This is a genomic window from Dokdonia pacifica, from assembly GCF_900188275.1.
Lineage (GTDB): Bacteria > Bacteroidota > Bacteroidia > Flavobacteriales > Flavobacteriaceae > Dokdonia > Dokdonia pacifica.
Genome location: NZ_FZNY01000004.1, coordinates 230,441 through 256,369, shown reverse-complemented (window position 1 = coordinate 256,369; position 25,929 = coordinate 230,441). Strand labels below are relative to the sequence as shown.

The 25,929-nt window shown below is 34.8% G+C and carries 17 protein-coding genes; 6 read left to right on the top strand and 11 right to left on the bottom strand.

The features are described from left to right. Positions 1-264: 264 nt before the first annotated feature. From CHB80_RS13600 to CHB80_RS13590, 3 genes are all read left to right on the top strand, one after another. Positions 265-465 (top strand): class I lanthipeptide, encoded by a 201-nt coding sequence (locus CHB80_RS13600; RefSeq protein ID WP_089372041.1) that lies wholly within the window; start codon positions 265-267, stop codon positions 463-465. A 39-nt stretch (positions 466-504) separates the two neighbouring features. Beyond that, on the top strand, positions 505-693 hold the full coding sequence (locus tag CHB80_RS13595; protein ID WP_089372040.1) for a hypothetical protein: 189 nt from the start codon (positions 505-507) through the stop codon (positions 691-693). A gap of 496 nt (positions 694-1,189) precedes the next feature. Next, positions 1,190-3,175, top strand: a complete 1,986-nt coding sequence (locus CHB80_RS13590; RefSeq protein ID WP_089372039.1) for a right-handed parallel beta-helix repeat-containing protein — start codon at positions 1,190-1,192, stop codon at positions 3,173-3,175. 77 nt (positions 3,176-3,252) lie between these two features. Here the strand turns inward: CHB80_RS13590 and CHB80_RS13585 are convergent, their stop codons facing one another. The 3 genes from CHB80_RS13585 to era all read right to left on the bottom strand — a co-directional run bounded on the left by CHB80_RS13585 (position 3,253) and on the right by era (position 5,870). After that, positions 3,253-3,936, bottom strand: coding sequence for a hypothetical protein (locus tag CHB80_RS13585; protein WP_089372038.1), 684 nt, complete (start codon positions 3,934-3,936; stop codon positions 3,253-3,255). Positions 3,937-4,338: 402 nt separating this feature from the next. Continuing rightward, entirely contained in the window at positions 4,339-4,875 is a 537-nt protein-coding gene (locus tag CHB80_RS13580; protein ID WP_089372037.1) for an RNA methyltransferase, read from the bottom strand. 110 nt (positions 4,876-4,985) lie between these two features. Continuing rightward, entirely contained in the window at positions 4,986-5,870 is an 885-nt protein-coding gene (gene era, locus CHB80_RS13575; protein ID WP_089372036.1) for a GTPase Era, read from the bottom strand. A 228-nt stretch (positions 5,871-6,098) separates the two neighbouring features. Between era and CHB80_RS13570 the strand changes: the two genes are divergently transcribed. After that, positions 6,099-6,611: a GTP-binding protein gene (locus CHB80_RS13570; protein WP_089372035.1), complete on the top strand. Its 513-nt coding sequence runs from the start codon at positions 6,099-6,101 to the stop codon at positions 6,609-6,611. On the opposite strand, the gene CHB80_RS13565 is transcribed toward CHB80_RS13570, so the two are convergent. The 4 genes from CHB80_RS13565 to CHB80_RS13550 form a co-directional block, all read right to left on the bottom strand. Next, positions 6,606-7,067 (bottom strand): RNA methyltransferase, encoded by a 462-nt coding sequence (locus tag CHB80_RS13565; RefSeq protein WP_089372034.1) that lies wholly within the window; start codon positions 7,065-7,067, stop codon positions 6,606-6,608. The two genes, CHB80_RS13570 and CHB80_RS13565, sit on opposite strands and share 6 nt — an antisense overlap. Positions 7,068-7,285: 218 nt before the next feature. Beyond that, positions 7,286-8,536, bottom strand: a complete 1,251-nt coding sequence (locus CHB80_RS13560; protein WP_089372033.1) for a cation:proton antiporter — start codon at positions 8,534-8,536, stop codon at positions 7,286-7,288. Between the two features lie 475 nt (positions 8,537-9,011). Further along, a complete protein-coding gene (locus tag CHB80_RS13555) occupies positions 9,012-9,617 on the bottom strand; it encodes a carboxymuconolactone decarboxylase family protein (protein WP_089372032.1) in 606 nt (201 codons plus the stop codon). Between the two features lie 26 nt (positions 9,618-9,643). Next, positions 9,644-9,940 (bottom strand): toxin-antitoxin system YwqK family antitoxin, encoded by a 297-nt coding sequence (locus CHB80_RS13550; RefSeq protein ID WP_089372031.1) that lies wholly within the window; start codon positions 9,938-9,940, stop codon positions 9,644-9,646. Between the two features lie 139 nt (positions 9,941-10,079). On the opposite strand from CHB80_RS13550, the gene CHB80_RS13545 reads away from it, so the two are divergent. Both CHB80_RS13545 and CHB80_RS13540 read left to right on the top strand, forming a co-directional pair. Next, complete coding sequence (locus CHB80_RS13545) at positions 10,080-10,565, top strand: RNA polymerase sigma factor (protein WP_089372030.1); 486 nt, start codon at positions 10,080-10,082, stop codon at positions 10,563-10,565. Between the two features lie 4 nt (positions 10,566-10,569). Next, positions 10,570-11,169: a hypothetical protein gene (locus CHB80_RS13540; RefSeq protein ID WP_089372029.1), complete on the top strand. Its 600-nt coding sequence runs from the start codon at positions 10,570-10,572 to the stop codon at positions 11,167-11,169. Positions 11,170-11,432: 263 nt separating this feature from the next. Here CHB80_RS13540 and CHB80_RS13535 read toward each other — a convergent pair whose 3' ends face one another. The 4 genes from CHB80_RS13535 to CHB80_RS13520 are packed head-to-tail and all read right to left on the bottom strand — an operon-like array spanning position 11,433 to position 25,901. Continuing rightward, the gene (locus CHB80_RS13535) at positions 11,433-12,023 is read right to left on the bottom strand and encodes an N-acetylmuramoyl-L-alanine amidase (protein ID WP_089372251.1); all 591 of its coding nucleotides are present in this window, start codon (positions 12,021-12,023) and stop codon (positions 11,433-11,435) included. Between the two features lie 4 nt (positions 12,024-12,027). After that, positions 12,028-13,161, bottom strand: coding sequence for a hypothetical protein (locus CHB80_RS13530; RefSeq protein ID WP_089372028.1), 1,134 nt, complete (start codon positions 13,159-13,161; stop codon positions 12,028-12,030). 23 nt (positions 13,162-13,184) lie between these two features. Continuing rightward, the gene (locus CHB80_RS13525) at positions 13,185-19,430 is read right to left on the bottom strand and encodes an Ig-like domain-containing protein (protein ID WP_089372027.1); all 6,246 of its coding nucleotides are present in this window, start codon (positions 19,428-19,430) and stop codon (positions 13,185-13,187) included. A 12-nt stretch (positions 19,431-19,442) separates the two neighbouring features. Then, a complete protein-coding gene (locus CHB80_RS13520) occupies positions 19,443-25,901 on the bottom strand; it encodes a hypothetical protein (RefSeq protein WP_089372026.1) in 6,459 nt (2,152 codons plus the stop codon). Between the last annotated feature and the right edge of the window lie 28 nt (positions 25,902-25,929).

Sequence of the window (25,929 nt, the reverse complement as noted above, 5' to 3'; positions counted from 1 at the left end):
TGCTAATTCCACGAGCATAAATCAAAAAGTAAATTCCGATACATTGTTACTTTTTAAAAAAACTAAATTTATCAATATTCGTGAATTTTGCTACACTTTCCTTTTAAACACCCTCACTATCAAGTAGTTTTAACTAAAATAAATAATAACAGAAAGAGCTATACACTATAGCGCACCATTCTTTTACTACTTATTAAAACAAAACAGACATACACCTTGAGTGTCTATAAATGATCGAGGAATACAAATTAAAAATACAGTATTATGAAAAAAAAACATTCAAAGGAATTATCCTTTACCAAAGAAACGATTGCAGTACTTAGCAATATCGCATTACGTAAAGTTATAGGGGGAAATTTAATCACCGAAGATCCAGGCGAAACCTCTGACTTTTATTCCGATGGACCACCACACACTAGCAAAGCATTATCTGACGGACCTCCCTCTACGGCTTTATCAGATTAAAAAAATAGAAGATCTATAATACTTAATAAACATAAAATTATGAAAACACTAAAAGCAACAACACTATATGCATTTTTATGCTTATTTCTAGTTACCAATATTGCCTTCGCAACAGATGATGACGATGAAGAACCTGGAACAGGAGCTGAAACAGAACAAACCACCACTGAAAACGAATGTGGATTCTTCTGTTCTATTGGAGAATTTTTTGAAGGCCTATTTGATTAATCACATAAACATATTTGTAGTCATCTTGACGCTTTAACAGAAATACGAGTTTTTATAGATCTATAAAGTCAAGATAACTTCAACACTAATTTTTAAACCTATTATCATGTTAGAACAATTTAAAACTTATGAAATACAAAATCCTCAATTGATTTATGGAGGAGAAATAAAAACAAAAGTAGATCCAGATCCATATCTTGAGTAGTAAATATCAAGTTCATTCATCTAAAAAAAGCTCATTACTATATGCTGTAATGAGCTTTTTTAATGATATAATAATCACAAAGCTATTTAGGTGTAAAATGAGTCCTAAATGTGCTATCCAATTTATTTTATAAAGCATCAAACATCTACTGAAACTACTGTAAACATAGGGCTTAACATTCTTTTTTGCATGTTTCATTAATTATCTTAGCATGTTTGCAAGTGTATATAATGCTAGCTCCATATACACTTCATTTCAAACCAAATTGTTAATTTTTTTAAAACCAAAAACATGAACTATTTACATCGATTATTTTTTATTGTGTTTTGTGTTTGTTCACTAAGTGCATCAAATGAAAAACTACAACCTACTATCCCAGAAGATTGCATAGACAATTCTATATTTGCTCCTGAAGATATTTTTGACCTACAAGCATCCCCGTATATTGACCTAGTTACTGGTAATGATTATACTGCTGCTATAGAACTTGCCATTGCTCATGCACAGCTTACTACTATTGCCCCTAACTCTGCTGATGCAAATCCAAGTGGGGCTGGTGCTGGTGGCATTATTTTATTTCCTGGCAATAAAACTATTGAAATCACAGATGCAATTGCTCTTAATAATAATATCACTTTTAGAGCATCTCATTCTAAAACTAGAATTAAAGCTTCTGATAATTATAGTACTTCAAATACGATGTTTTTTACAACTTCCAGCATTGCAAATATTACTTTTGAGAACATCATTTTTGACGGAAATGAAGAAAAGACGGCTATCAACATGTTTGGAAACAATAGTGCTATTGATACTATTTCTTTTATGAATTGTGAATTTCAAAATATGATTAATGGCGGGAGAAGTGCCGCAGGAATATCTCTAGCAAATGTTTCTGATGTTCTAATAAAAGGATGTACTTTTAAAAATAGCAACTTTGGAATTCGTCTTGATAAAAGAAACCGCAGAATCAAGATAGAAGATAATGTTTTTGAAAACACACTTAATAAAAATCCAATAAGAATACAAGGTATAAGAGACAGTTTATTTCCTGCTATTGCGGCATACAGTAGTGATGTATGGATTACTGGAAATAAAATTGATGTAGGAAGAGCTGATTCTATTATTGAAGAATTATCTATCCCTAGAGATCCAGAAACAGGTGCTGTAGATATAAGTACTGTAAATTCTGAAGATGATCCTGATTATGACACATATCAAGAATGGAGGGATGGAAGATTTGGGCCTAGTGCCATTTATTTAACCTGTGGAGAAGGAAATACACCGGAAGGAATTCCTACTGATAATCATATTAATGTGATTATAGAAAATAATTTTGCAGATGGTCCTGACTATGGCTTTTTTGATGGAGGATCTGCAGATCTTTACAGTATTAAAGATATTATCAATTTAAAAGTTAACAATAATACGGCGCGTAACTCTGGAGATTTAGGCATTTCTCTAGAACGTAGTTCTAATGTTATTGTTTCAAATAATACTGTAGAGCGAAATAACTCTTCTGGGATTGCCTTTACAGATGTAAAAAATCCAGTTATCACTAACAACATCGTTGCTAATAATGCTTTACGAAGAGATTTTATTTATAATAATGTGCCTTATGGTGGCATTCTTCTTTTAGGAACTACTACAAATGCGCTTATAGAAGGAAATCAATTGTTTTGTTTTTCATTACCTGGCGATATTTCTTTTCCAATAACCATTACTGAAGGTATTGATTATACAAGAGCACGAACAAGTCCTACTTCTTATTATGGAATCATGATTCGTAAAGCAGGAACTGAAGACGATGGAGGAAGTCCCTCTGTAGGAAATCCATTTGCTACAAAAATTGGAATTAATAACTACTCAGGACATCGATGGGGGGCCATCTTTAATGAGATACCTTCTACACAAATCACAGAAAATCTTGCCGCAACATCCTTTCCTACAGATGAAGATTTGCCAGAAGGAAGTTGGGTTCAAAATTCTAATTTAAATAACTCAGCCTTGGGTTGGGGGGTTATTGATAGAAACCAAGATAAGTTAGCTATTGGTATTACTTCAGAAAACACCATTACCTTAGAAGATGCTTCTGGAATTCAAGTACAGGATATTATTGGAATTGAACTTCCTGATTTTAATGTACACTGGACAACAGTATCAGAAATAAATGTAGGAGGTGATCCAAATGCATTAAAAATCGCAGATGATCCTACAGGAGATATATTAGATGCTGGTGCGCGAGTAGTAGCACTTCGTTGGAAAACGGTGACTCAATAATAATTGTAAATATCATAAAAAGGATGCCCCAATACATCTTAATGTATTGGGGCATTTATAATAATTGTATAACAGATCTAATTTACTTCCCATATTTTAACATCTACACCAAATTCTACAAAACTTGATGTTGCGTGAGGACCAGAAAACAAGAAATCTGTAAATAAATAAGTGATCTCTGGGTAATAGAATTGATTTGAAGGTAAAGTAGGTAACGTATCGAAATAGTCTTGAATTTCACAAGAAACAGATCTAAATAGAATATTAGCATGATTAGGTTGAATATATGGATATAAACATGCGTTTTCAGGTACGCCTCTCTCTGAGAAGTATAGAAATTCTGATCCATAACTAAAGCTTGTATCAAACTCTTGTACAAATGTAGTACCGTCTAAAATCTGATCTTCAAAGTCATTTGGCACATATACTTTTAACAAAGATGGAAAGCAAGAAACTTGAGCTACAGCTGTACGATCTAGTGTTTTTAGTTGAGGCTTGGGAGCTGGGTTTGGATTAGGATCTCCACATAAAAAAGTTTCTGTTTGTGCCGTAAAAGGATTGGCATTAAAATAAGTACAGACAGCAGTATCAACAGCAATTCTACTATTTGAAGAGGCTCCTTCTGACTCTTCTAAAGACATTTCTTCAGTTACTAGTAAATTTTCCTCTTCTTGAAGAAGAGCATCATCAGATGTTGAACAAGAAATTGCAAAAAGAGCAATTCCGATAAAGGCAATTAAAAAAAAATTTGATGTTTTCATAAGATATTATTTTAGAGTTATATCTTAAAAGTCTAACATCCTTCCTATGAAATCAATAGAGACTACAAAAGCGCTAGCATTTATTTCAAATTAGCAATTATCATGAGACTTCTCATCAAAGTAGCGCTATAAATCTTTTGTTATATAGACTCATCTTAGAGAGTAAATCCTTGAAATATTTTAAACAACCACCACGCTACTGTACATCGATCTTAGAAAATAGACCCTTTTAAAGTTTGAACGGAAATTTCATAATTTTTTGTTTCAACAGATTACAAAAAATTATGAAAAACCACCACGCTACTGCACATTCATCTTAGAAAATAAGTCCTTGAAATATTGAAACGGAAAGTTTTAAATATTTTGTCAAAAACCTACAAAATATTTAAAACAACCACCACGCTACTGTACATTCATCTTAGAAAATAAGTCCCATACTACAACCCCGCAAGAGACGGAAATGTTTAGGGAATGTTTGGTGCCAAATTGTGGAATTTCTAACACTGTATCACTTTCAGAAACGACACCTTGCTGTACTCCTTTCACTTCATTTCCAAAGACAATGGCATATGTTTTTCCCTTTTCAGGTTTGAAATCGTTGAGCATTACAGCATCTTCTGCTTGCTCTATAGCACACACATGGATTCCTTGTTGTTTTAGCTTTCGCGAAAGCGTAACCGTATCCTCTACATATTCCCAATCTACAGCATCTGTCGCCCCTAAAGCTGTTTTTTGAATTTCACGATGTGGAGGTTGTGCAGTAATACCACACAAATAGATTTTTTGAACCAAAAAAGCATCGGCTGTACGAAAAACAGATCCTATATTATTTAAACTACGTATGTTATCCAGAATAATAAGTAAAGGAGTCTTTTCTGAATCTTTAAACTCGGCGACTGATTTTCGATTGAGTTCGCTATTTTTTAATTTCCTGTTCATACCCTCTCTGTCCTTCGGACATCTCTCCCTGAGGGAGAGAAATACGCGTTATTTATTATATAGTTATAATTTATATTTGATAATATTTGTTTATACCTAGGTAGTAAAACTTACTTCTGATTATATCCGAAACGTTTGAGTTGTTTCTCATTACTACGCCAGTTCTTATTGACTTTTACATACAATTCTAAATGCACTTGTTTTCCAAAGAATTTCTCTAAATCTTTTCGAGCCTCTACACCCACTCTTTTTAAGGCAGTTCCTTTATGCCCAATTATAATCCCTTTTTGACTATCACGTTCTACCATAATAACAGATCGCATTCTGATAATGGTCTCTTCTTCAAAGAACTCTTCGGTATCAATTTCTACTGAATATGGAATCTCTTTTTTGTAATGTATTAGGATTTTCTCACGAATGATCTCATTTACAAAAAAACGTTCTGGCTTATCTGTAAGTTGATCTTTTGGGTAAAAAGGTGGCGAATCTGGTAATAAATCTACAATACGTTTAAACACCTCTTCTACTCCAAAATTTTCTAAAGCAGAAATGGCAAAAACCTCAGCATTAGGCACTTTTTCTGACCATAACTGCAAGGCTTCTCCTAAGAGTTCTTCATTGCCTTTATCAATCTTATTAATTAATAAAAGTACGGGGATTTTAGCATTACGGATCTTATTAAAAAAGGCTTCGTCTTTGAGTTCTTTTTCTCCTAATTCAACGAGATATAAAAGCACATCGGCATCTTCAAAAGCACTTTTTACAAAGTCCATCATAGAGGCTTGGAGTTCATATGCAGGTTTTATAATTCCTGGCGTATCACTCAAAACCACCTGAAAATCTTCTCCATTTACAATCCCCAAAATACGGTGACGCGTGGTTTGCGCTTTTGAAGTAATAATAGATAATCGCTCTCCTACAAACGCATTCATAAGCGTACTCTTCCCTACATTAGGATTTCCTATAATATTTACAAAACCAGCTTTATGAGACATAGTATATAATTTGCTGCAAAGGTAGGGTATATAATTTCCATAATTCAAATTCCAAATCCCTAAATTCAAGACTAAAAACTCAGTATTTATAAAAATTCTTTGGCATGTTATGTTTCTGAGTACGCTTTCGCGAAAGCGTAAAAATTTAGAATCAAAAATTCTTCATCATCCGTTCCCCATGATAAATGTCATCTTTTTTTCAATAGGGACTTGCTACATTGAAACCCTATGGAATTTTCTAAGGATATTGTATTACGACCTCGGTTTTCGTTTGAGCTAGATGCATTACCTGAAAAGGTATTACATGCTTTTGAAGAGATCGCCAAAACACAAAACACGTATGTTATAAGTCGCGTAGATGACCATGTATTTATCAGGATTCCAAAACAGAAACAACATTTCTGGTCGCCACAGTTGCATCTAGAAATCTATAAAATAGAGGAGCAACCTACGGTACTTAAAGGGCTTTTTGGTCCTAAACCAACCGTCTGGACCTTATTTATGTTTTTACATTTTATAGTGGCCACCTTATTTATAGGTGCTGGTATGTGGATGTATAGCAATATCTCATTAAAAACTTCGTATGCAATTCCATTAGTGACAATGGTAGTACTATGTATCCTTTGGTTTGTGTTGTATTTTTCAGGACGATTAGGAAAAGAAGCGGGAAAAACAGAGATGAAAGCGTTACATTATTTTATGTATGACACCCTTAAAAGCAATGGTATTAAAAAACTATGATCTTGGTTTTGTACGCGTCCTATCATAGAGCACAATACTCCCTGCAACAGCTACATTTAAGCTCATTTCTGAAGGAAACTGTACCAAGAAGTGCGACTTCTCTATAGCTTCTTTAGAAAGTCCGTGATCCTCGGCTCCTAGTAAATAGACACAGCGACGTGGATGCTCAAAGGTTTCTAAAGACGCTGAAGTTGCATGCATTTCTACACCTACCAATCGAGCACCTTTAGGCAGATGGTTATAAAAATCGGTAAAGGTATCGTAGTGAAAATAAGGCATTGCTTTTACGGCATTATGGGTATCACTTGCTTGTTTTGCATATCGATTGCCAATAGTAAAAATAAAACTAGCGCCTAGGTTTTGAGCACTTCGCCATAGCACTCCTAAATTTTCTGGGGTCTTTCCATTTTGAATCCCTATTCCGAAAAATTCATTTGTAAAATTGTCTACTTTCATATAGCAAAAATATCATTTTAGAAAAAGACTATTCTGATCCTTTCTTTTGTAAACTCTTTATAGATGTAACTTTTACTAGTATCAAATTTTCAGTTCCCCAACCCTAAAGGGAGTGAAAATTTTAAATACCCTAACAATTTGAGAATGTGTCCGCCTTTTAGGGTCGGGGAAAGATCTATTCAGCTTTAAAAAGTCAGCATGCTAACAAGAAACTAATCCTACTTTAATCCTCTCTTTTGCGCCCATGTCACTAACTTCCCAATCGTAAGCCCTTGCACGAGTATTGAGAAAACAACAATTACATAGGTAATCACCAGAAACAATTCTCTATTCATCTCGTCTGAAAGTCCTAATGCAAGCGCGATAGAAATTCCGCCTCGTAATCCTCCCCATGTCATAATGAGGTTGGTTTTAGGGACAAAATCTAATCGTTTTTTAAAGAAATTAATAGGTATTAATAAAGAAGCATAACGGCATAGTAAAACAATAGGAATTGCTAATAATCCTGCCACCACATATTTTCCTTCTACAACAAGCACCAGCATTTCCATTCCAATCAAAACAAAGAGTAACGCATTTAATAAAATATCAATGAGCTCCCAAAATTTATCTACATAGCTTTCTGTAATTTCAGACATGGCAGTTCCTCGTATGGTATCATTCCCTACAATTAATCCAGCGGTCACCATTGCTAATGGAGCAGAAAGGTGAAACTTATGAGCGATAGCCGTTCCTACCATCACGCCCGCAAGTGTAATAATAACTTCTATATAATAATCGTCTATAGATTTCATTAATCGATAGACAATCCATCCTATAATAGCTCCTAAACCTATGCCTCCAATTACTTCTTGCCCAAACAGTTTAAAGATTTCTGAGACTTCTATATTGTCTGTTCCAAAAGAGGCGATTTGAAAAATAGTAAGAAAGACCACCACGCCTACCCCATCATTAAATAGCGATTCTCCTACAATTTTAGTTTCTAGTTTTTTAGGAGCGCCTGCTTGTTTCAATATCCCTAAAACGGCAATGGGATCTGTAGGAGAGATCAAAGCACCAAATAACAAACAATGTATAAAAGCTACTTGCAATCCAAATAAAGGGAGTATGAAATACATCACGGCACCTACTAAAAATGTAGAGACCAATACTCCTAAGGTTGAAAACACCAATACTGGCCATCGTTGTATTTTGAGTTGTTCAAAATTCGTATGCAAAGCGCCAGCAAATAAGAGAAAACTAAGCATAATATCCAGCAATACTGTTCTAAAATCAATTTGCTTGATAATATAGCGTTCTGCATCTAACAAGGTATTATCTACATAACTTAGTGCAAATACGGCCAATGTAAATACAATGGTAATGAGCATAAGTCCAATGGTATTGGGTAGTTTTAAAAACCGCACATTGATATACCCAAAAGCCGCTGAAAGTCCTACAAGTACTGTGATAATAAAAAAGTAATCCATGAATTTTTATATGGCGTTATTTAGCTTGTAAAGATAGGTATCTATTTTATAAACGTTCTTTCGCTTTCGCGAAAAGGTATGCTTGTCGCAGTAAGGTATCGAAGGTATTTATTCTGACAAATAAACATAGCATATACTCCCTTCTGTCTGTATTTCGTGCCTCCATACAGGCTCCTTCCCTCTCTAAGGAAAGGAGCTTTTTAAAATACAAAATAGAGTATTACTCTATCATTAGAGTGTTATTCTATTTTTATTTCTAGTCGCTGATTTCGATACAATTTTTGCGAAAAGCAAAAATCACTCAATCACCTTACATAATCTATTTCATTTCCTCGAAGGAGGAAATCTTATTCTTCGTAACTAATATATCTTTTTTAAAAACTCATAAACTAACCTACTAAAACGCACTCACTGTTATGCGATTTCTCGTCACTACGTTTCCCTCGAAATGACGAATTTATCAACTTCTCGAACCCTAATGATGACTCCAGTTATCGGGTTCGTCACTATTACCTGGTGAAAGTCCAATGATATCTCCATCGGTATTGACGCCTAGACCAACGACCATACGGTTTACATAGTTAAAGTAACTCGTGACTTGGTTGATTTCTAAGATTTCGCCTTCAGAGAAGCCTACCGTTTTTAAATGATCTATATCTTCTTTGGTGATGGTGTGATGTGCTTGGGTAAGTTTTTGTGCGTATATAATGCCATCTTTATAATGATTATCAAAAAAAGTAGCTACGGTATCATTTTGTACACTTTGATAAAAAGCCGTTGCACGATCATCATCGGCTAGTAATCGTGTGAACCCTGCAAGGTGATGTTGTACACAGTAATCACAAGTATTGAGGTAACTCACATACACACCTATAGCTTCTAGATACCATTTGGGCAAGGTGTTATTGGCATTGTGAAGAACACTTTTGTAAAGTGTCATATGCCCTTTTAATGTATGCGGCCGCAGGCTATGTATAGATAGTACATTGTCTACATTATTATCAGGGCCTTTTACGCGGTCATACATCCGTTTTAAAGGACCTTCTGCTTCATCATATCCTAGGGTTTTTATCCAACTCATTTACTGTTTTTTCTTTAATATTAAAATTACATCCCATGTATTAAGACACCGTTTTCATCATACTCTTTATAAGTTCCTGGTACAGTTTGATTATTAATATTTTTGTATTCTGTATCTAACTGTCCATTTCTATGATAATAACGTATCCAACCATCTTGATAGCCGTTATGATATTCTTCTTCTCCAAAAACTAAATTCCCAACTTCATAATAGTATTCTACAGCTATTCCTGTAAAAGGTTTGCCATTGTAAAAGTAAACATACTTCTCTCCTCCTCCGTCTAGAAAACTACCTTCTAACTTTTCAATATTCACTCTTTCCATGCTATATATTACTGCTCTACCTTTTCGCTTTAAGCAAACATACAAAAACACCTCAACAACAACGATTTGAAAAAAAAGTAAACTTTTTTGCGACTTTTTTAATACATATCTTACTAATGGAGTATATAAATCATCTTTAATGCGCAAAGAAGAAGCTTTTACACAACTCATAAAAGAAAACGAAGGGATCATTTTTAAGATTTCCAGAGTGTATTGTGACACGCGAGAAAATCAAAAAGATTTGTATCAAGATATCGTATTTCAATTATGGAAAGGGTTTGATAGTTTTAGAGGAGAGGCCAAAGCTAGTACTTGGATGTATCGCGTGGCATTAAATACCGCGTTTACATTTTTAAGAAAAGAAAAACGTAAAGGTACTGCTGTAGGGATAGAAAACCTTCATCTCACATACGAACCTGACGATCCGATTCTGGAAGAACGACTCGCAGAAATGTATGCTCAGATACGACAACTTTCTGATGTCAATAAAGGGATTATCCTTCTTTTATTAGAAGGTAAAAAGTATGAAGAGATTGCCACGATTACTGGGTTTTCTAGAAGTAAAGTAGCGACACGCATCTCTCGAATTAAAGAAACATTAAGAACACAATTAGTAAAGAAATAAGCTTATGGAACTAGAAGAAATGCAAGCTGCCTGGTCTCAAATGAGCCAAGACCTTGAAAAACAAAAACAATTAACAGACGAAATTATACTCAAAATGACACAACAAAAATATACCTCACAATGGAATAAGATCTTTACTGCAGAAAAAATAGGGGGCGTAGTTTGCTACGTAGCAATGGTCGTATTATTAGCTAATTTTAAAACATTTGATACCATCGCCCTACAAGTATCTGCTATTTTATGTATGCTCATCCTTGCTGTACTTCCTATCCTTTCCTTAAAAACGATACGAGGGATGAAACAAGTGAATGTCACTAAAATGAATTATAAAGAAACCATGGAAACCTATGCAAAAGGGAAAAAGAACTTTGTCAATTTTCAAAAATTGAACGTAGGAATTAGTTTCCTATTTATGCTCCTTACTGTGCCTGTTTCGGCTAAGTTATTTAATGATGAAAATCTATTTGAAACCCTTGATCCTAAACTGGGTATTGCCGCTCCTTTTATGCTCGTCTTTTTCGGACTTCTCGTCTGGTTTGTGACACGTTGTTACAAAAAGGTGTTACGTAGTTCTGAAACGATATTGAAAGAGATTGAGGAGTAATGTCCTTTTTAAGAAGAAACTGAATACGTCATGCTGAATTTATTTCAGCATCTCATCTTACCAATTCTAAAAGTAGTGAGACCCTGAAATACATTCAGGGTGACTGAAACGATATTGAAAGAGATTGAGGAATGAAGTTCTTTTTTTCATTGCCAAAAAAGAACCAAAAAAGTCTAAACCTGTGAAATCGAGCTTATGAGACCTGCCTGCCGACAGGTTCATGACCAAAGGAAGAATGAAACATTAAAACGTATCGTATTTCTTTATTTCATAGCAACCACTCTTCGGATAGCATCTACGTGATATTTGATAATACGAGAACGCCCTTCTGCGGTCATTAATAGTGTATTGAATTCTTCTCTATTATCCATAAAGAAGTTCTCTGTAAGTATGGCTGGCATTTTTGTTTTTGTAAGGACATAAAAGCGCCCTTCTTTATCCAGATCACCGTCAGAAAAATCGGTTCGTAATTTCCGATCTGGAAATGTTCTTTGATATTCTTGACCAAAAATAGTAGCCATACGATCGCTATGGGTTTGTCCCGGAGAGGTGAAAATTTCACTTCCTACACCGCCGCCTGCATTGGCGTGCACGCTTAAGTAGAAGCACTTTTGACGTGCATAGGCATTAGCACGACGTACACGTGTTTTTAGGCTTACATCCCAATATTCTGGAGCGATATTTACATATGGAATCTTTAGAAGGGTTAAATCTTGAATAATTCCATTCACAATGGCTCGGTTAAATTCACCTTCATAGATCACATTACCATCACCCCAGTCTTTTCGTTTTCCTGGGGTTTGGTATGTGTTATTTATAAGACCGCCATGGCCATTGTCTAAGAGTACAAGCATTGTTTTATAGCTCTGCTGCATCACTTAAAATCACTTCTAAGTCTCCTTTTTTAAAGAGCGGACCATTTCCTACACGCATAGTATCGATAGCAAATGTATTATTGTTATTACTAGGTGTTTTAAACCATATGTAGACATGATTGTCTGACCCTACATATTGTCCAGCAGTGATCGTATCTGATCTTCCTACCTTTGTTTTTTTACTTAAAATTACTCCACTAGGTTGATAACAATAACCTACCCAAACAATATCAATTATTTCTCCCCCTCCACCAAATGCATATCCTTCAGCTTTAAAAAAATACATGTCAGTATCTTGGTCTATTCGCATAGGAGTTTTAATATGAAAGGTTTTTGTACCGCTAGGGTTATTATAATGCCTAAGAATTGCATACTCCTTAGTGCCTCTTTCATCTGGTCCTTTAAGGATAACTTCTCCTGCCTTTGGAATCACATGGTCTGATATATTGTCAGTATTTACTTCTGTAATTGGTGCTTTCCCATATTCCACATAAATAGGGTTTGAGTGTGGATATATAATCTCATCTGCACTATACACAACTTGTATATCCAGTATGTCATCAGAATCAATATGATATTGTGCTCCACCTCCTCGTAGCATTACATAAAAAGCGCGTTTTGTATTGACATGCCCTGCATCTGCGAGCATATTACAATATTTTTCTCTAAAATCTAGAAGCATCCAATCATATTGAGACCCTCCCCAACTTCCTGCATTAAATCTAAATTCTGCTGTTAACGCGCCTCTAAGTGAAGCTGTATTCCAAGTATTTGGTGCTGGATCTGTGTGACGTCTATAAATATTGAGTTCTCGTATTCTATTTTGATTTCCGCCTTTTATAACTACCTGATAATAGGTATCTGCATCGCCGTCTATTGTGATGGTTTGTGAATATTGATGTTTAAATCTATCATCGTAGAAGTTAGATTTTGGTACTACTACAGTACTCGCATCACTGATCGTTAATGTTGTACTATCTTCTGCATCTTCAATTGAACTTATTACTTCCCCTGTATCAATATGTCTATAACTGTCTATAAGTTCTTCAAATTGTCCTTCTGTTGGGACGTCTCCAGTTTCAAAATATTGCTTTAACTGTTCTTTACTTGTTGCCATAATCTATTTTTATTTTTTTTATTTTAATTTGCTATAAATGATGATCCTACAACCATTGCCCCAATACCTGTTGGATTTGTTGGGTCTTGATCTGAGACTGTGTAATCAGGAATTGTCAAAATTTTCTCTTCTGTACTTAACATTCCCGAAGTATTTTCTGTAATTACTTTAAAGTGATGATATCCATTTACACTATCCTCATTTTGTATTAATAGTATTGGAGGTTCTACACTCGTTTCAGATAAAGCGACTTCTATTTGATCGTCGTTTGTTTGTACTTCATAAATCTTCCCCCAATTGCCTTGACTATTCATCTTATAGAGATGATATTTTGCATTGTATGCTTGTTTCTCCCAGAAGAAACGTACTGCTGTCAAAAAGATATTTGATGCTGTGTAAGGAGTACCACCAGTGAATGTACTTATATTTCCTTCAAAACTTAGATCTGGAGAGGTTGGATTGCTTACTTCAACCATCATGGTCGCGACAATTTTAGAAGCTTGCGATGGTGCAAAATCATCCACTAAAACGTTATTTTTATTTGTATATAATACAGCTCTAGACACCGTTATTCTATAGTACAAACCTTCTCCATAAGGAACTTCAGAAAGATCTGAAAAATCATCATACACTTTTAACACAGATTGCCCTACATACTCTTCATCCGTAAGATCGATTACTTTTACCAATTCCATGGTTCTTACTGATTGCGCATGAAGTCTACTTGTGGTTCTATATACTGTCAATCTTTGAATATTCTGCACCTCTGGATAAGCATTAATCTCTAATTGAATTTTAGGAGTAATTCCTAATACTTGATTACCTAAAACTGGCATGATACGTTTTATCTCTGGTTGCTCAGGAGCATTGGTATTTACTAGTTTTATAGGTCCTAAAAATGGACTAAACGCACTCATTGTAAGTTGAGTTCCTAGTTCCTTAGCTCCATAGAAATACAAATTGTTTGATGTACCATCTAAATTAAAATCTGTATATAAAGTTTCATGTGGACTTGTATCTATAGTCTTCATCATAGGCGCCATATCAAACTCAGGATCTGTTGGAGAGAGAATACCTCCATTACGATCTCTTATGACTTGCTTTTTAGATTGTGGTTGATAGGGTGCTTCTTTTATATGTTGGTAAATAATTGGCACTTCTGTCAATGGTACAAACGCATTATAAATAGCTCCTTTTACAAAACTGAATATTCTTTCATCACCTACAGGCACTGTATTATCTGGCCCCACGTCTAGTGGTTCTAATCCTAGATTTACTCTTACTTGATTTGCCCAATCAAAGAATGCAGGTTTATCAGGATGTGGGAATTTAAATCTGTTTTCTGCATCCTCTTCTGGAGGATAAAAATTATAATCTCCATTGGCTTCTAATACTCCAAAATCTAAGAAATTTTTCCATCGATCTGTCACCCATGCCTCATCATTACCTCCTAGCAGTTTTAAAGCTGCTCGTATAGCTTGCATAGTTTGTTTTGTATAAAGAGCATTTAACAATCCTTCATCGTTAGATCTATAGAATAATACCCCATGAGGTTTATGATCATATTTCGTAGTAAACGTAAATGTTGATCTTCCAAAGAAATCTGGACGTGTTGCAAATGTTCCTCCTAAGGGTTCTTGTGGAGGTTGTGGTTCAATAATCTCTTGCGCAAATAATACATTAGGTACACTAATTTTAGATACGCAAGATGTATTAGGGCCTTCACACGCTCCATCTGAATCTTTACTTCTAAATCCAAAAATAGAATTACGCATTCCTTCTCCTTCTGCTGGAAGTATCGCGTCTTCTGTTATATTAAATGCAGGGTCTGCATAGAGATATATTTTATAACCAGGATAGAAATTAACTCCTACATTTACCCCTGTTTGAATTTCATCATATGAAGTATCTCCTTGAATAAAAGATGGATCATGCGCATATACCACTACATTTTCTCCTGTAGTTGTTCCAAGAGGTATAATGTTTTCTATTTTAAGAACAGATAATACTCTTCTTGGTTTAGTAGGATTTCCTCCATTATATGCCTCATTTGAGAATACACGTATCGATCCTCTAAACCACTCTACAGAATTATTGTCTGTACTAAATTGAGGATGTTGCTCTAATGTTTTGGTATTAAATTCAAATTTGTAGAGTCCTTGATGATATTCACCTTGTACCCCTTGACCATCATACCCTGGTTCTAACACAGGAGTCACGGTTGCTGTATCCCATATTCCTCTTGTCTTTTGGAGTTGACGTATCTCTACACCATCACTATCTGTAAATGTTAAAACCTCTCTATGAATTTCATCAGTAGGTCCTACTTGAACTTGCATTCCTAAAGGATTAGGAATTCCCCAACTTGCAGGTGTTTGCATATTTTCAATTGCCATAAAGAACCCATCTCCTTCAACTGCTGGCATTTCTACTGCCTCAGCAGTATCCGAAGGCATGCCTCCATTCACAATCGATTCGCTAATCACTTTTTTATAGACTGTAAATACAGGTCCATTCGTTCCTTGTGAAACTTCATGGATGATAAAACGTTGTGAGCCTTGAATAAATACTCCTCCTACAAAATTATCTTCTGTACCTGGTATGATAACTGGGTCAATCGTCGTATTATTACTACTTACATTATAAGGTCCTGTTTCTATGATTGATAATAAATCATTTATAGCATCATCTACAATATCTCCTACAATTTGCCCAGACACATTATTGGGCACTTCATCTCTAAAAAACACATCAATAGCATTTGCAAAAATCTCTTGCCCGTTTGGAAAAAGCGTATCAGTATTTTCTAAATCTTCATTTGAAATTGTGCTATCTAATGGTACTTGATAGCTTTTTAGTTCTTGTGCTGAATGATAATTAAATGATAAGCGAATTAAAGTTTTATCACTAGGGTTGCCTGGGTCATTCGATTCTGGAATCGCATTTAAACGCTCTTGCTCACTCTCTGATGTTAGTAATAACGGGTATTCATTTCTAATCAATAATGCATTTGTGCTAGAGGGTGGCAATAATGGATTAGTAGGTGTTAATACAGTATTTATTGATGCCTGTTCTCCTAATTGAGATCTAGAGAACCAATTAATTCCATACGATTTATACGTATGTGTGCCACTTACAGTCTGCCTATGCACATAGAAGGGTGCCTGTATGCTAGGAATGTTAATAAATCGAGTTTCAAAATAAGCTGTCTCTCCGTCTGGTACAGCATTTACATATCTTGTGTCATGTGACAACTCGGGTTTCTGCCAATCTTCATTCCCTAACTTATATTCTAATCCTGCATAAATAGGATATGTAATAGTACTGAGATCAATGTGCTCTGCTGTGTTAAAAAATGACACATTCACATGATCTTCTGGAGATGCTTCGGCATATAAACTCACATATCTAGCCAAACCATCATGTGTATAACCATCTTCTCCTGTAATGGCAGAAGGCTCATCCGAATCTGTTCCAATAAAAGCACCGGGTGTAATGGTATCAATTTGTACTGGTATTGGTAAACGATCATCATGATACGATGTTGGTAAACTCATAGAAAGATGATGTACCTCTCTTGCACCAAGACCATCTTCCAGATCTCCAAACGTGGTATATTCAGCTATATATATAAATGTCGCATCTTCTGAAATATCTAATACCCCTAAACCTAACATACGTGCTATATGATAATCATAGGCTGCCACATTCAATAAATCAAGGTTTGAAACTTGTACTACATCATTAGGGTCATTAAGGTCATTTCCTAAAGGTACTTCTTCGATAGCAGTAGGGTTACTACCATTATTACTCAAAGCAATATATTGTTCTACGACTTGTTTGATATTACGATCTCCTTCTTCAGGAGTTGCATTCCATTTGTTTTTATAATTTTCAACATTTACAAATGCATCATCATTAAATCGTTTCCAAACACCATGTACATCCCCATCATTAGGTTCTAATTGTTTCAAAACATCAAGATCTTCTACAGATAATGCGAAATCTCCTAGAACTTCCCATCCATACATTTGATTTATATAAGCGATTGTATCTGTGTAAAACTCGAAGTCAATAGATGTCATATAACAGCTATTCATTTTTAGTCTAATAGAACGACCATTTTCACATATAAGACGTACTTCTGTATTCAAATCAGAAGCACCATAAACTTTCCGATTACTAACAACTTTATTTGCTGTTAATGTATTTTCAGGCACGGATAATGTCTCTAACAAACAAATGCTACTATCATTCACTTGAGTGAAATTAACCTTAGCTGCAAAGAATAGATCTTCTTTATTCTCTAATTCTATTAGTTCTTCTCCATAGGTATTTAAAAAGGAATTTGAGTTATTAATTGGGTCTATTGAATTCAAGACTTCATTATACTTATTAGTATTATTAAAGTACATATACCACTCCTTACCTTCTACCCTATAAATCCATAAATAATTAGAGTTATCTACTACTTCTGGATTATGGATTGTAAAATCTATACTAACTGTTTTTTTGATATAAGGAGCTTTATATATTTTTATAAAATCTTCTGGTTTATTAAAATTAACCGAAAGGGTAGTGTTTGTAGCTAAATTTCCTTTAGGTAAATGTGTATTACCCAGAGCTCCTCTGAACATCCATCGTAAATGATATCCTTTTGTACTATCACTTCCTTCGGAACCAGATGCTTGTAAATATAAATTAGGAGATTGTAAAGAAGTAATCTCTGTAATTACAATTTGATCATTTGGTTCTTCTTCAAATACAACAGAATCAGTATTATTACTTGGTCCTTGACTATTTACTGTAAATTCAAGCAAAGCTGTAGATTCAAAAGTCTCAGAAGTCAAAAATGTAGTATACACACCATTATCATTAACTAATCCACTAGGATTCTCTAAAGTTCCAGAGGAATTACTAATTGTGACTGTATAGGGACCTCCTGAAACTAAAGGTAATCCAAGTTGATCATATAATTGCACTGTAACTAATGTTTGGGAAACGCCATTTGCAGGTATGGAATCTAACTCAGCATTTATAGTACTTTGATCTATATCAAGAGTTTGATTCCCAATAATTACACAAACTTCTTCTGGTACTACCTCAATATCGTTAATCTCATGTGTTTGGCTTATTGTATTTAAAACAATCGGGGTTGTTGTTCTATCACCATGAGCAACTTCTCTTATAGTATCTGTAATAATTAAAGGGGCATCTACAGTAATACATGTATCAAGATTTATACTAGACACAATAATAGCACTTTGAGCACTTGATCTTAATAAGATTAATAATTCTTCTCCTATTTTCCCTTCTAAAAATATTTTAGGTTCCTGAAATAATTCTACTTTAGGAGACAATTCAATATTAAATCGTTTTGACCATATAAGATTTAAATCTAAATCAAATTTAGCAATAATTGAAGAGTACATTACATCTCCAGATGCAGGTGGAGTACCATTTGCTAGTGAGAGATAAATTTCATTATTATCTATAAAAAGTCTCCCTCCCCTGCCATTGAGAATTTCTGGCATTGTTTTTTCGGGAACAGATGATATGCTTCCTATGGTTTCTGTATTTAATTTCATTAAATATGTTCCATAGCCTCCACTAGGGTCTCCTATAATCACAAAATCTTCATTATTAATAAATTTTATTGAGGTTATATTATTTAAACCAACTAATGGGTTATAAGAAATAACATTCATTGATGCGTCTAATACAAAAAGACGTAGACTTTCTTGATACAAAATCCTTTCACCATTAGGATTAGCAGCAACCCCTGAAAAATATATAGTTCCCATATTTTTTGAAGACACTACATTCCCTAAAAAATCAATTTTATGGATTATAAATCTATTTGAAGTAATATCTCTGTTTACAAAAATGAATTCATTTGAATTTAATTCAGAAAGGTATTTAACCCTCAAACCACCTGCGGTCTTTGTATTTGAAAAGGTTATATCCCAAATAATATTACCATTAGTAGCATCAATCTTACAAACAAAACTTTCATTATTGTCAAATAATTCTCCAGACACTATAAAGTTATTGTCATTTGATTTTATAAAATTTCTAAACTTTGTGTTTGTAGTGCCTAATTCATATGATTTTATAAAGATGATATTTCCATTAATATCAAGTTTACAAAAAACCCCTTTTGAATTATTACCTGGTATTTCTTGTATCCCAATAGTATAAATAAAACTATTGTGATGAATTGTTTCACTAAAAACTTGTTCATCAAAATATTTCTTAAAAAATTCCATTATTCTTTCTCTTTATTCGTTAATTAAAATACCTCCAGCAATTACATTTCCTGCTACCACATGCTCACTTCCATTCCATACTTTGTATAAGAATTGAATGTCTAATGAAATCAATGTGATTTTTTTACTTGTATGCATAATGAATGCCTGTGCATAATCTTTGCTATACAATACACGATACCCATCGGTACTTCCTGTGTTTAGTATCGAGATCGCAGGGTCTTGCTGTGCAACACTACCATCTATTACTTCTAATGGAATTTTAGGGTTATTAAAAGGTTCTGGACTCTTTATCAATATCCCAATGACATCACCCGTATTGGTATTAATCACTCTATTAAACTCTGTCGTTTCTGGTGGATCTATTGGAACTATTCCTAACACCCCTTCAGTCACACGATCAAATACGTGTTGATAGGCTGTTTCCAATGTATTATCTACCGGTGTATTTAAGTAATCTACAAGATTGAATGCTTCTGTTATTTCGGCGGCGCTTACATTCACTGGAATATCAAAAAATGCTGCTTGTCTTTGTTCTCCGTCATCCGATCGATAACTCAATACTTGTTCTTCAAAGTTTCTATATCTGGATGTTTGGAATACATATTCATGTACTTTTTCACTCACTTGATCATTTTGATCTTTCCCAAAGGCATTATAGATAAGCGCTGTATATAACTTACGAGGTTTCAAATTGGTATATGACACTTCGTAATTTTGACTCAATGGTACAATAGGCTCTCCTAAATCTATGGTACAATTTAGCTCTCCATTTGCAATCATATTATTAATGACTTGAATGTGCTCCGGCAATTGTGGATCTTGATCATCTACCCATTCGGTAGTGGTAGGCTCAGGAACCGTTTCATGATACTCTGTTGGTAAAGGATATGGAATTATCATATCGGTTACAGGATCTTTGATAGCGATATGTAGATCTCCAAAGAAGCTATCTGCTGTATCATCATTTGTTGGATTTACATAGGCATCCCAATTTTGGAACATATGATTTACATAAGGTTTATTAAAAAACAAACCTATTTTAGCTTCTTCATGCCCGTAAAACAATGGTTTCGCCTTGAGCAAACTACCATCTGCATTAGGATACGAACGATTATAATCTATATAGCTACGTAATGACGTAATTGGATATTGATCTGCGTTCACTCCTGAAGGCACATAGTTGGCTTCTTTATGAAAATGTCCTAAAGGGCCTGCTGTTTTAAATGAATAGTAATGATTATAAATGCCTTCATTTTCTCCATGATCAACCGTATCTTTTAGCGTATATTTTATATAATAGGACGTATTGGGTCTCCAGATAGGTTGTGCTACTTTAGAAAGCCCATCCACCATATCCTGATGTTCTTCAGCAATTGCTTCTGAATCTGGAATCGTTTCATTATATAAATGTTCTTCAAGTGTTAACCAACAAACTTCCTGAAGCGAGGTATAACATTTTTCTACATCTTCATCGGTACAATGACAATTTCCTAGATCAGCAATAATTTGAAGGATTTGCTCTGCACAATCTATTAATTGATAATATAACTGAATAACCTCATTTTCATTCCAATCATTTTCAGGATATCCATCTAATACAGCTATTAATTGCGTTAATTTATCAAGAAAACCAGGGTTTTGATACATATCTTGATATACATCTCCTAAGGTCTCTATCAAGTCATATTCAGGATTAATTTCATCAAATCTTACAATGAGTCCGTCCCATTCTAATAGGCATTGACTTATTTCAAATAATTGGTTTATTGATTGTATTGGGTATAAGAAACAATCATGATATGCTTCTAATAAGGTTGTATAAAACTCACAAAGTATATCGTCTTTATTACAATCAGGATCTCCTTCTATCACTGTACATACATTTGCTTTTAAAGCTTCTAACTGTGCTACTAGTTGTGCATATAATACAGGATCACTTGGTTCACTAATACTTACCTCTCCCATAGCATCTCCGTAGGTATCTACAAATAATGCCGCAATTTGTTCACGTAAATCATTGATTGCTGCAGTATCTGGTGTATTTGGCTCTATAACTACCTTAGAAATAGGTACTACATAGTTTTCATATGTAATTTGACTATTGAGTTGTGCTGCTGTTTTATATTCTTCATATACTAATTGATAATCCGTTTCAATCACATCATCATTTGGCACTGATCTATAGTATTTGATAGTAACCCCTGCTGCATAGGTTGCTAATTTTAATTTAATTTCTATAGAAGGTTCTGGCGTAATTAAGACCAAACTGTTATAATTATTAATACTTACGGATTTTGAAAATCCGTGTGGATTGGTTTCGTTGGTTACTTTAAAAAAGTCACCATCTACTTCTGAAACACCCTCGTCATTAGGATCTGTACTTGTTTCGCCTACGAGCGTAACATAAATACCATTGATAAAATGGGCAATATATCCATCTGGGATATAGTAGGTTGTTCCTAATACTTTGTTTAACACATCTACACAACTTCCTGTCAATTCTTCTTCTACACAATACAATGTAGATGGTGTAATCCCTAATAGTTCTGGGATGACCCATCCTGGTTCTCCTGCTTCCATATAAGTAAAAGGAGTGGTTGCTAATAAACGAATGGTATCATACTGTCTTGATTTTTTCTGCCAGTACCCTACTTTAAAATTATTTACTGTAGAACGCGTAGCTTCATCTACCACAGCTTTAAATGGATGATAAGGTTGCCATCCACTTTCGTCATAAGAAGCAAAGATTTGCACATCTTCAATAGAATATTCGTGTCTTACTTGACGTATCTCCCGTCCTCCACGTACCGTGCGATTTGGTGGAATGAGTTCTACATGATTTTCAGGTGCGTGGGTATATCCTCCAATCGGTTTTCCACTTCCAGATACTGCGCTTGGCACTAATGCTTTTTCTGTTTTAAAATCAATATAGGTATCCAAAGGAAGTATAAAATCTGCAGATAATGCATTTACCGTAGTTACTGAAGGAGGTGTTGAAGTATAATTTAAATTAAATACCTCATTGGTCATCATATGAATTCCTTTCACCAACTCATGGGTACGATCTGTTTCATTACCGCTAGCGGTCTCTATGGTTTCGAATGGTAATGGTGGGATGGCTGAACGATCTACTTCTTTGTCTATTTCCCACTTCAATTCTACAGTAAAGGATTTACATACTCTTCCAATAATAGGTATCTTGATACACCCTTCAACACCTAAAGTACCATAAAGCAAGAATGGTTTAGGAACTTCGGCTGCGATCATTGTATTTACATCTACAGATACCGAGATAATCCATATATCTACTTCGGCACCACCACCTATGGCAAGGTATCCTCCAATTTGTGGACGTTCAAAACTAATATAGCCTCCTACTTCCACATAGATGTATGCACGGACTCTGGCAGGTCCGAAACGTTTTCTAAACTCCCAATCTAGACGCGCTCCTGCTTCCATTCCTTGAGAAGAAAGCATTAAATATGCCTGTACCTCAAGGTTTACAATATCTTTAAATAATCGTGCTGTGTTAGGCTGCTCACGTGTTCCGAAATTGATATACCAAGCGTTTCCATTATTAAAGAAGAAACCAGCTTGTGCTTCGGCATATAATTCTAAGATCGCTCCATTGGTTTTTTGCAATTTATAATCGGCACCAAAACCAAATTCAAGACTATTATCACCTATAGCAACAAAAGCAAAGAATGGCGGTTCTGTATTGTCCAACATTCCTAAACGATCCCCTAGTACATTGGCACGTCCATCAAGAATAAATACCGATGGTAATGACAATATTGCCATCAAACGCGTAGAAAATAAGAAACCATCATCTCCCATAGTTGCAAGAACGGTTCCTGCACCTACAGAAAAGGCACTCGTAAAATCATCTAACTCATCTGGAGTTCTAAATTTCTCTCTATTTACCCCTATTTGAGGATGTTTAAAGTAGTCATACCAACTATCCTCTTCTGTTAAACCTACGGTGCGTTTGTCTGTCACATAGTTATACCCTATGAGACCCCCAAACGAATAAAATCCTAATCCTGTTGCTCCTAATGGTATAGGTGTAGGTAAATCTAATCCAGCTTCTAAGTAAAACGCTGGATATTTTGGTTGTAATTTCATGGCAGCTCCACCAGAAATTCTTGCTTTTGGAAGCTTAAAACTCACCTCTCCTTCATACTCTGCTGATACTCCAGGTTCAGGCAAAGATATTTCTCCATGGATAATAGCTAAGGCAGTATCTGCATCTGCTGTTCCAGGAATAATAAGATCTACTTCAATAGTTTGAATATGTAGAAAACTATCCCCTTCATCACCATATTCGTCATTATCTGAAGTGTAATAGTATTTAATTCCTTCCCCTCTTGCATCTAAGCCTAATGGATCTAAACTGATCGCTCCGTCAAAGCCCCAATAGTTATAGGTACGCATTTCGTCATTATGTTCAAGCTGTGTTGATCCATAATGAATACCTGATACAGCTACTTCTACTGGACCTAAGTCAAGAGAAATATTGACGGGAATAAATCCATTACCACCTATAATCTCGATACTACCATTGTCATAAATACGCAACTGCGGGATCTCAATAATTTGATCTCCCAGAATTTTATTCATGGTTTCATTGCTAAAGGAAAGTTGGCAAGAAGTTCCTATAAAGAAATTCCCCTCATCTCTTCCGACTTCAGCAGTAAGTAAATTGATGGTTACAAAATTGAAGAGATTGATGGGCAACCCTGACGGTAAAAAAGCAGCCGTTAGATTAAAATCATCTTCGCTATGCCAATGACCTACAAGGTCTATTAACAGATCTTCATCTGGATTATTAACACCTTTAAACTTAGGAATCTCTAATTGTGCATGAAGATTTGACTCTATCACTTGCCCATGATGGAATGTCAAGTCAAATACATCAAATCCTATCTTCCAAGCTCTTTCAGGATTACTTCCTAGCTGGAACCACATAAACTTATTTGGATTTAGCGCATTGATATAGTTAAAAAACTGTTGTTCTTCACTAAACTGAATGGTAGCATCTGGTGCTGTAATTGTAAATGGATATTGTAGCTTTGGCTCACTAGGATTCTCTAGGGTATTCACATGAGCGAGTAAGGCTGGGTAATCAGGAATCTCTGTTTCTGTATTGTTGATAAGAACAGTTAGTGGATAATTAAAACTAAAATATTCACTAAAGTAATCTGTTACCACATCATCTTGCATGGCATGGGTAGCTCTTAAGGCAATAGTTCCTGACATGCCTCCTGTACCGATGAGTAGTTTTCTTCCTGAAATAACTAGGGTTTGTCCTGTCTCTTTTTTAAACCATTTTTTAGGTAAGAAAATATCTGTACGCTCCATGTATACGCCCATAAATTCTGGAGGACGGTTATCTTCATCCGCCTCTATGATATTCTCGGTGGTACTGATATCAATTTTTAAATTTTTGATATCTATAATGAGTCCTGTATTTCCTACTTGTGCAGGGAAGTTGGTATTTAACACAATGTCTAGATTATACCCTAATCCTGTTTCTGTATCTGCATAAAATAGGGCTTCTCCAAAGCTTAATAATACCTTTGGATTTCCTTCGTCATCTACCTCTGGAACCTCTGTAAGTGGTTCTCCTAAAGGACCTTCTGGATCTACAGGATTTACACCTTGTTCATCATATACAGGTTTTAGAATAGATCGTGGAAATTCTACACCTGCACTTAATTGTAAGGTTGCTTTTACTTTGGGAAGTAATAGGTCTTTGATATACTCTTCTATATCTGCAGGAAGTAAACTATTGAAATATGCTTTTAATTTATCTCGTGTCTCTTCAACTCCTGTATCTAGTATATATACTCCAAAAGCAATAAGGGATGTATATTGATTTGTAATCTCATACATTTCTGAAATCACCTCATCTATGGTTGTAAATTCATTTGGTACTGTTACTGTGGTGCCATAGGTTGCATTTACATCATTGACAAATTGCGTTAATGGCGCAGTAGAAGATCCAGGTGGCACTTCTACAAACGTATTTATAAAATGAGCGACTGCCTGATTTTCTGATACATTAAGTACCTGCATAGCAAGCTCAAAAATGGCTTGTGCATTAAATGAAAAATTTTCTAGATTAAATGCTCTTAAGTACCCCAAAATTTTCCATTCATAAGCCACCGTAATAGGTAATGAAGAGATTTGAACATCACTAACATCTGGATTGAGCACTAAGAAAATCCCAGTGCCAGGAATTTCAATACCGATACGTTTTTTTGAGACTATAGACAAATTATAAAAAGCAGCATCACCACGTGCACTTTTATTATACTGTAAATCTTTATAATGTATATTATCAAATAGACTTAGAATGCCCTCTTTTATAAACCCCAAAATATCTGGAATATCTTCTGGAGATACTACAGAAGATAATGTGGGATAATATCTAGGTGTTACCGGATTATTTACTGGATCTGCCATTATTTTATTGTTTTTTTATTCTTTTACT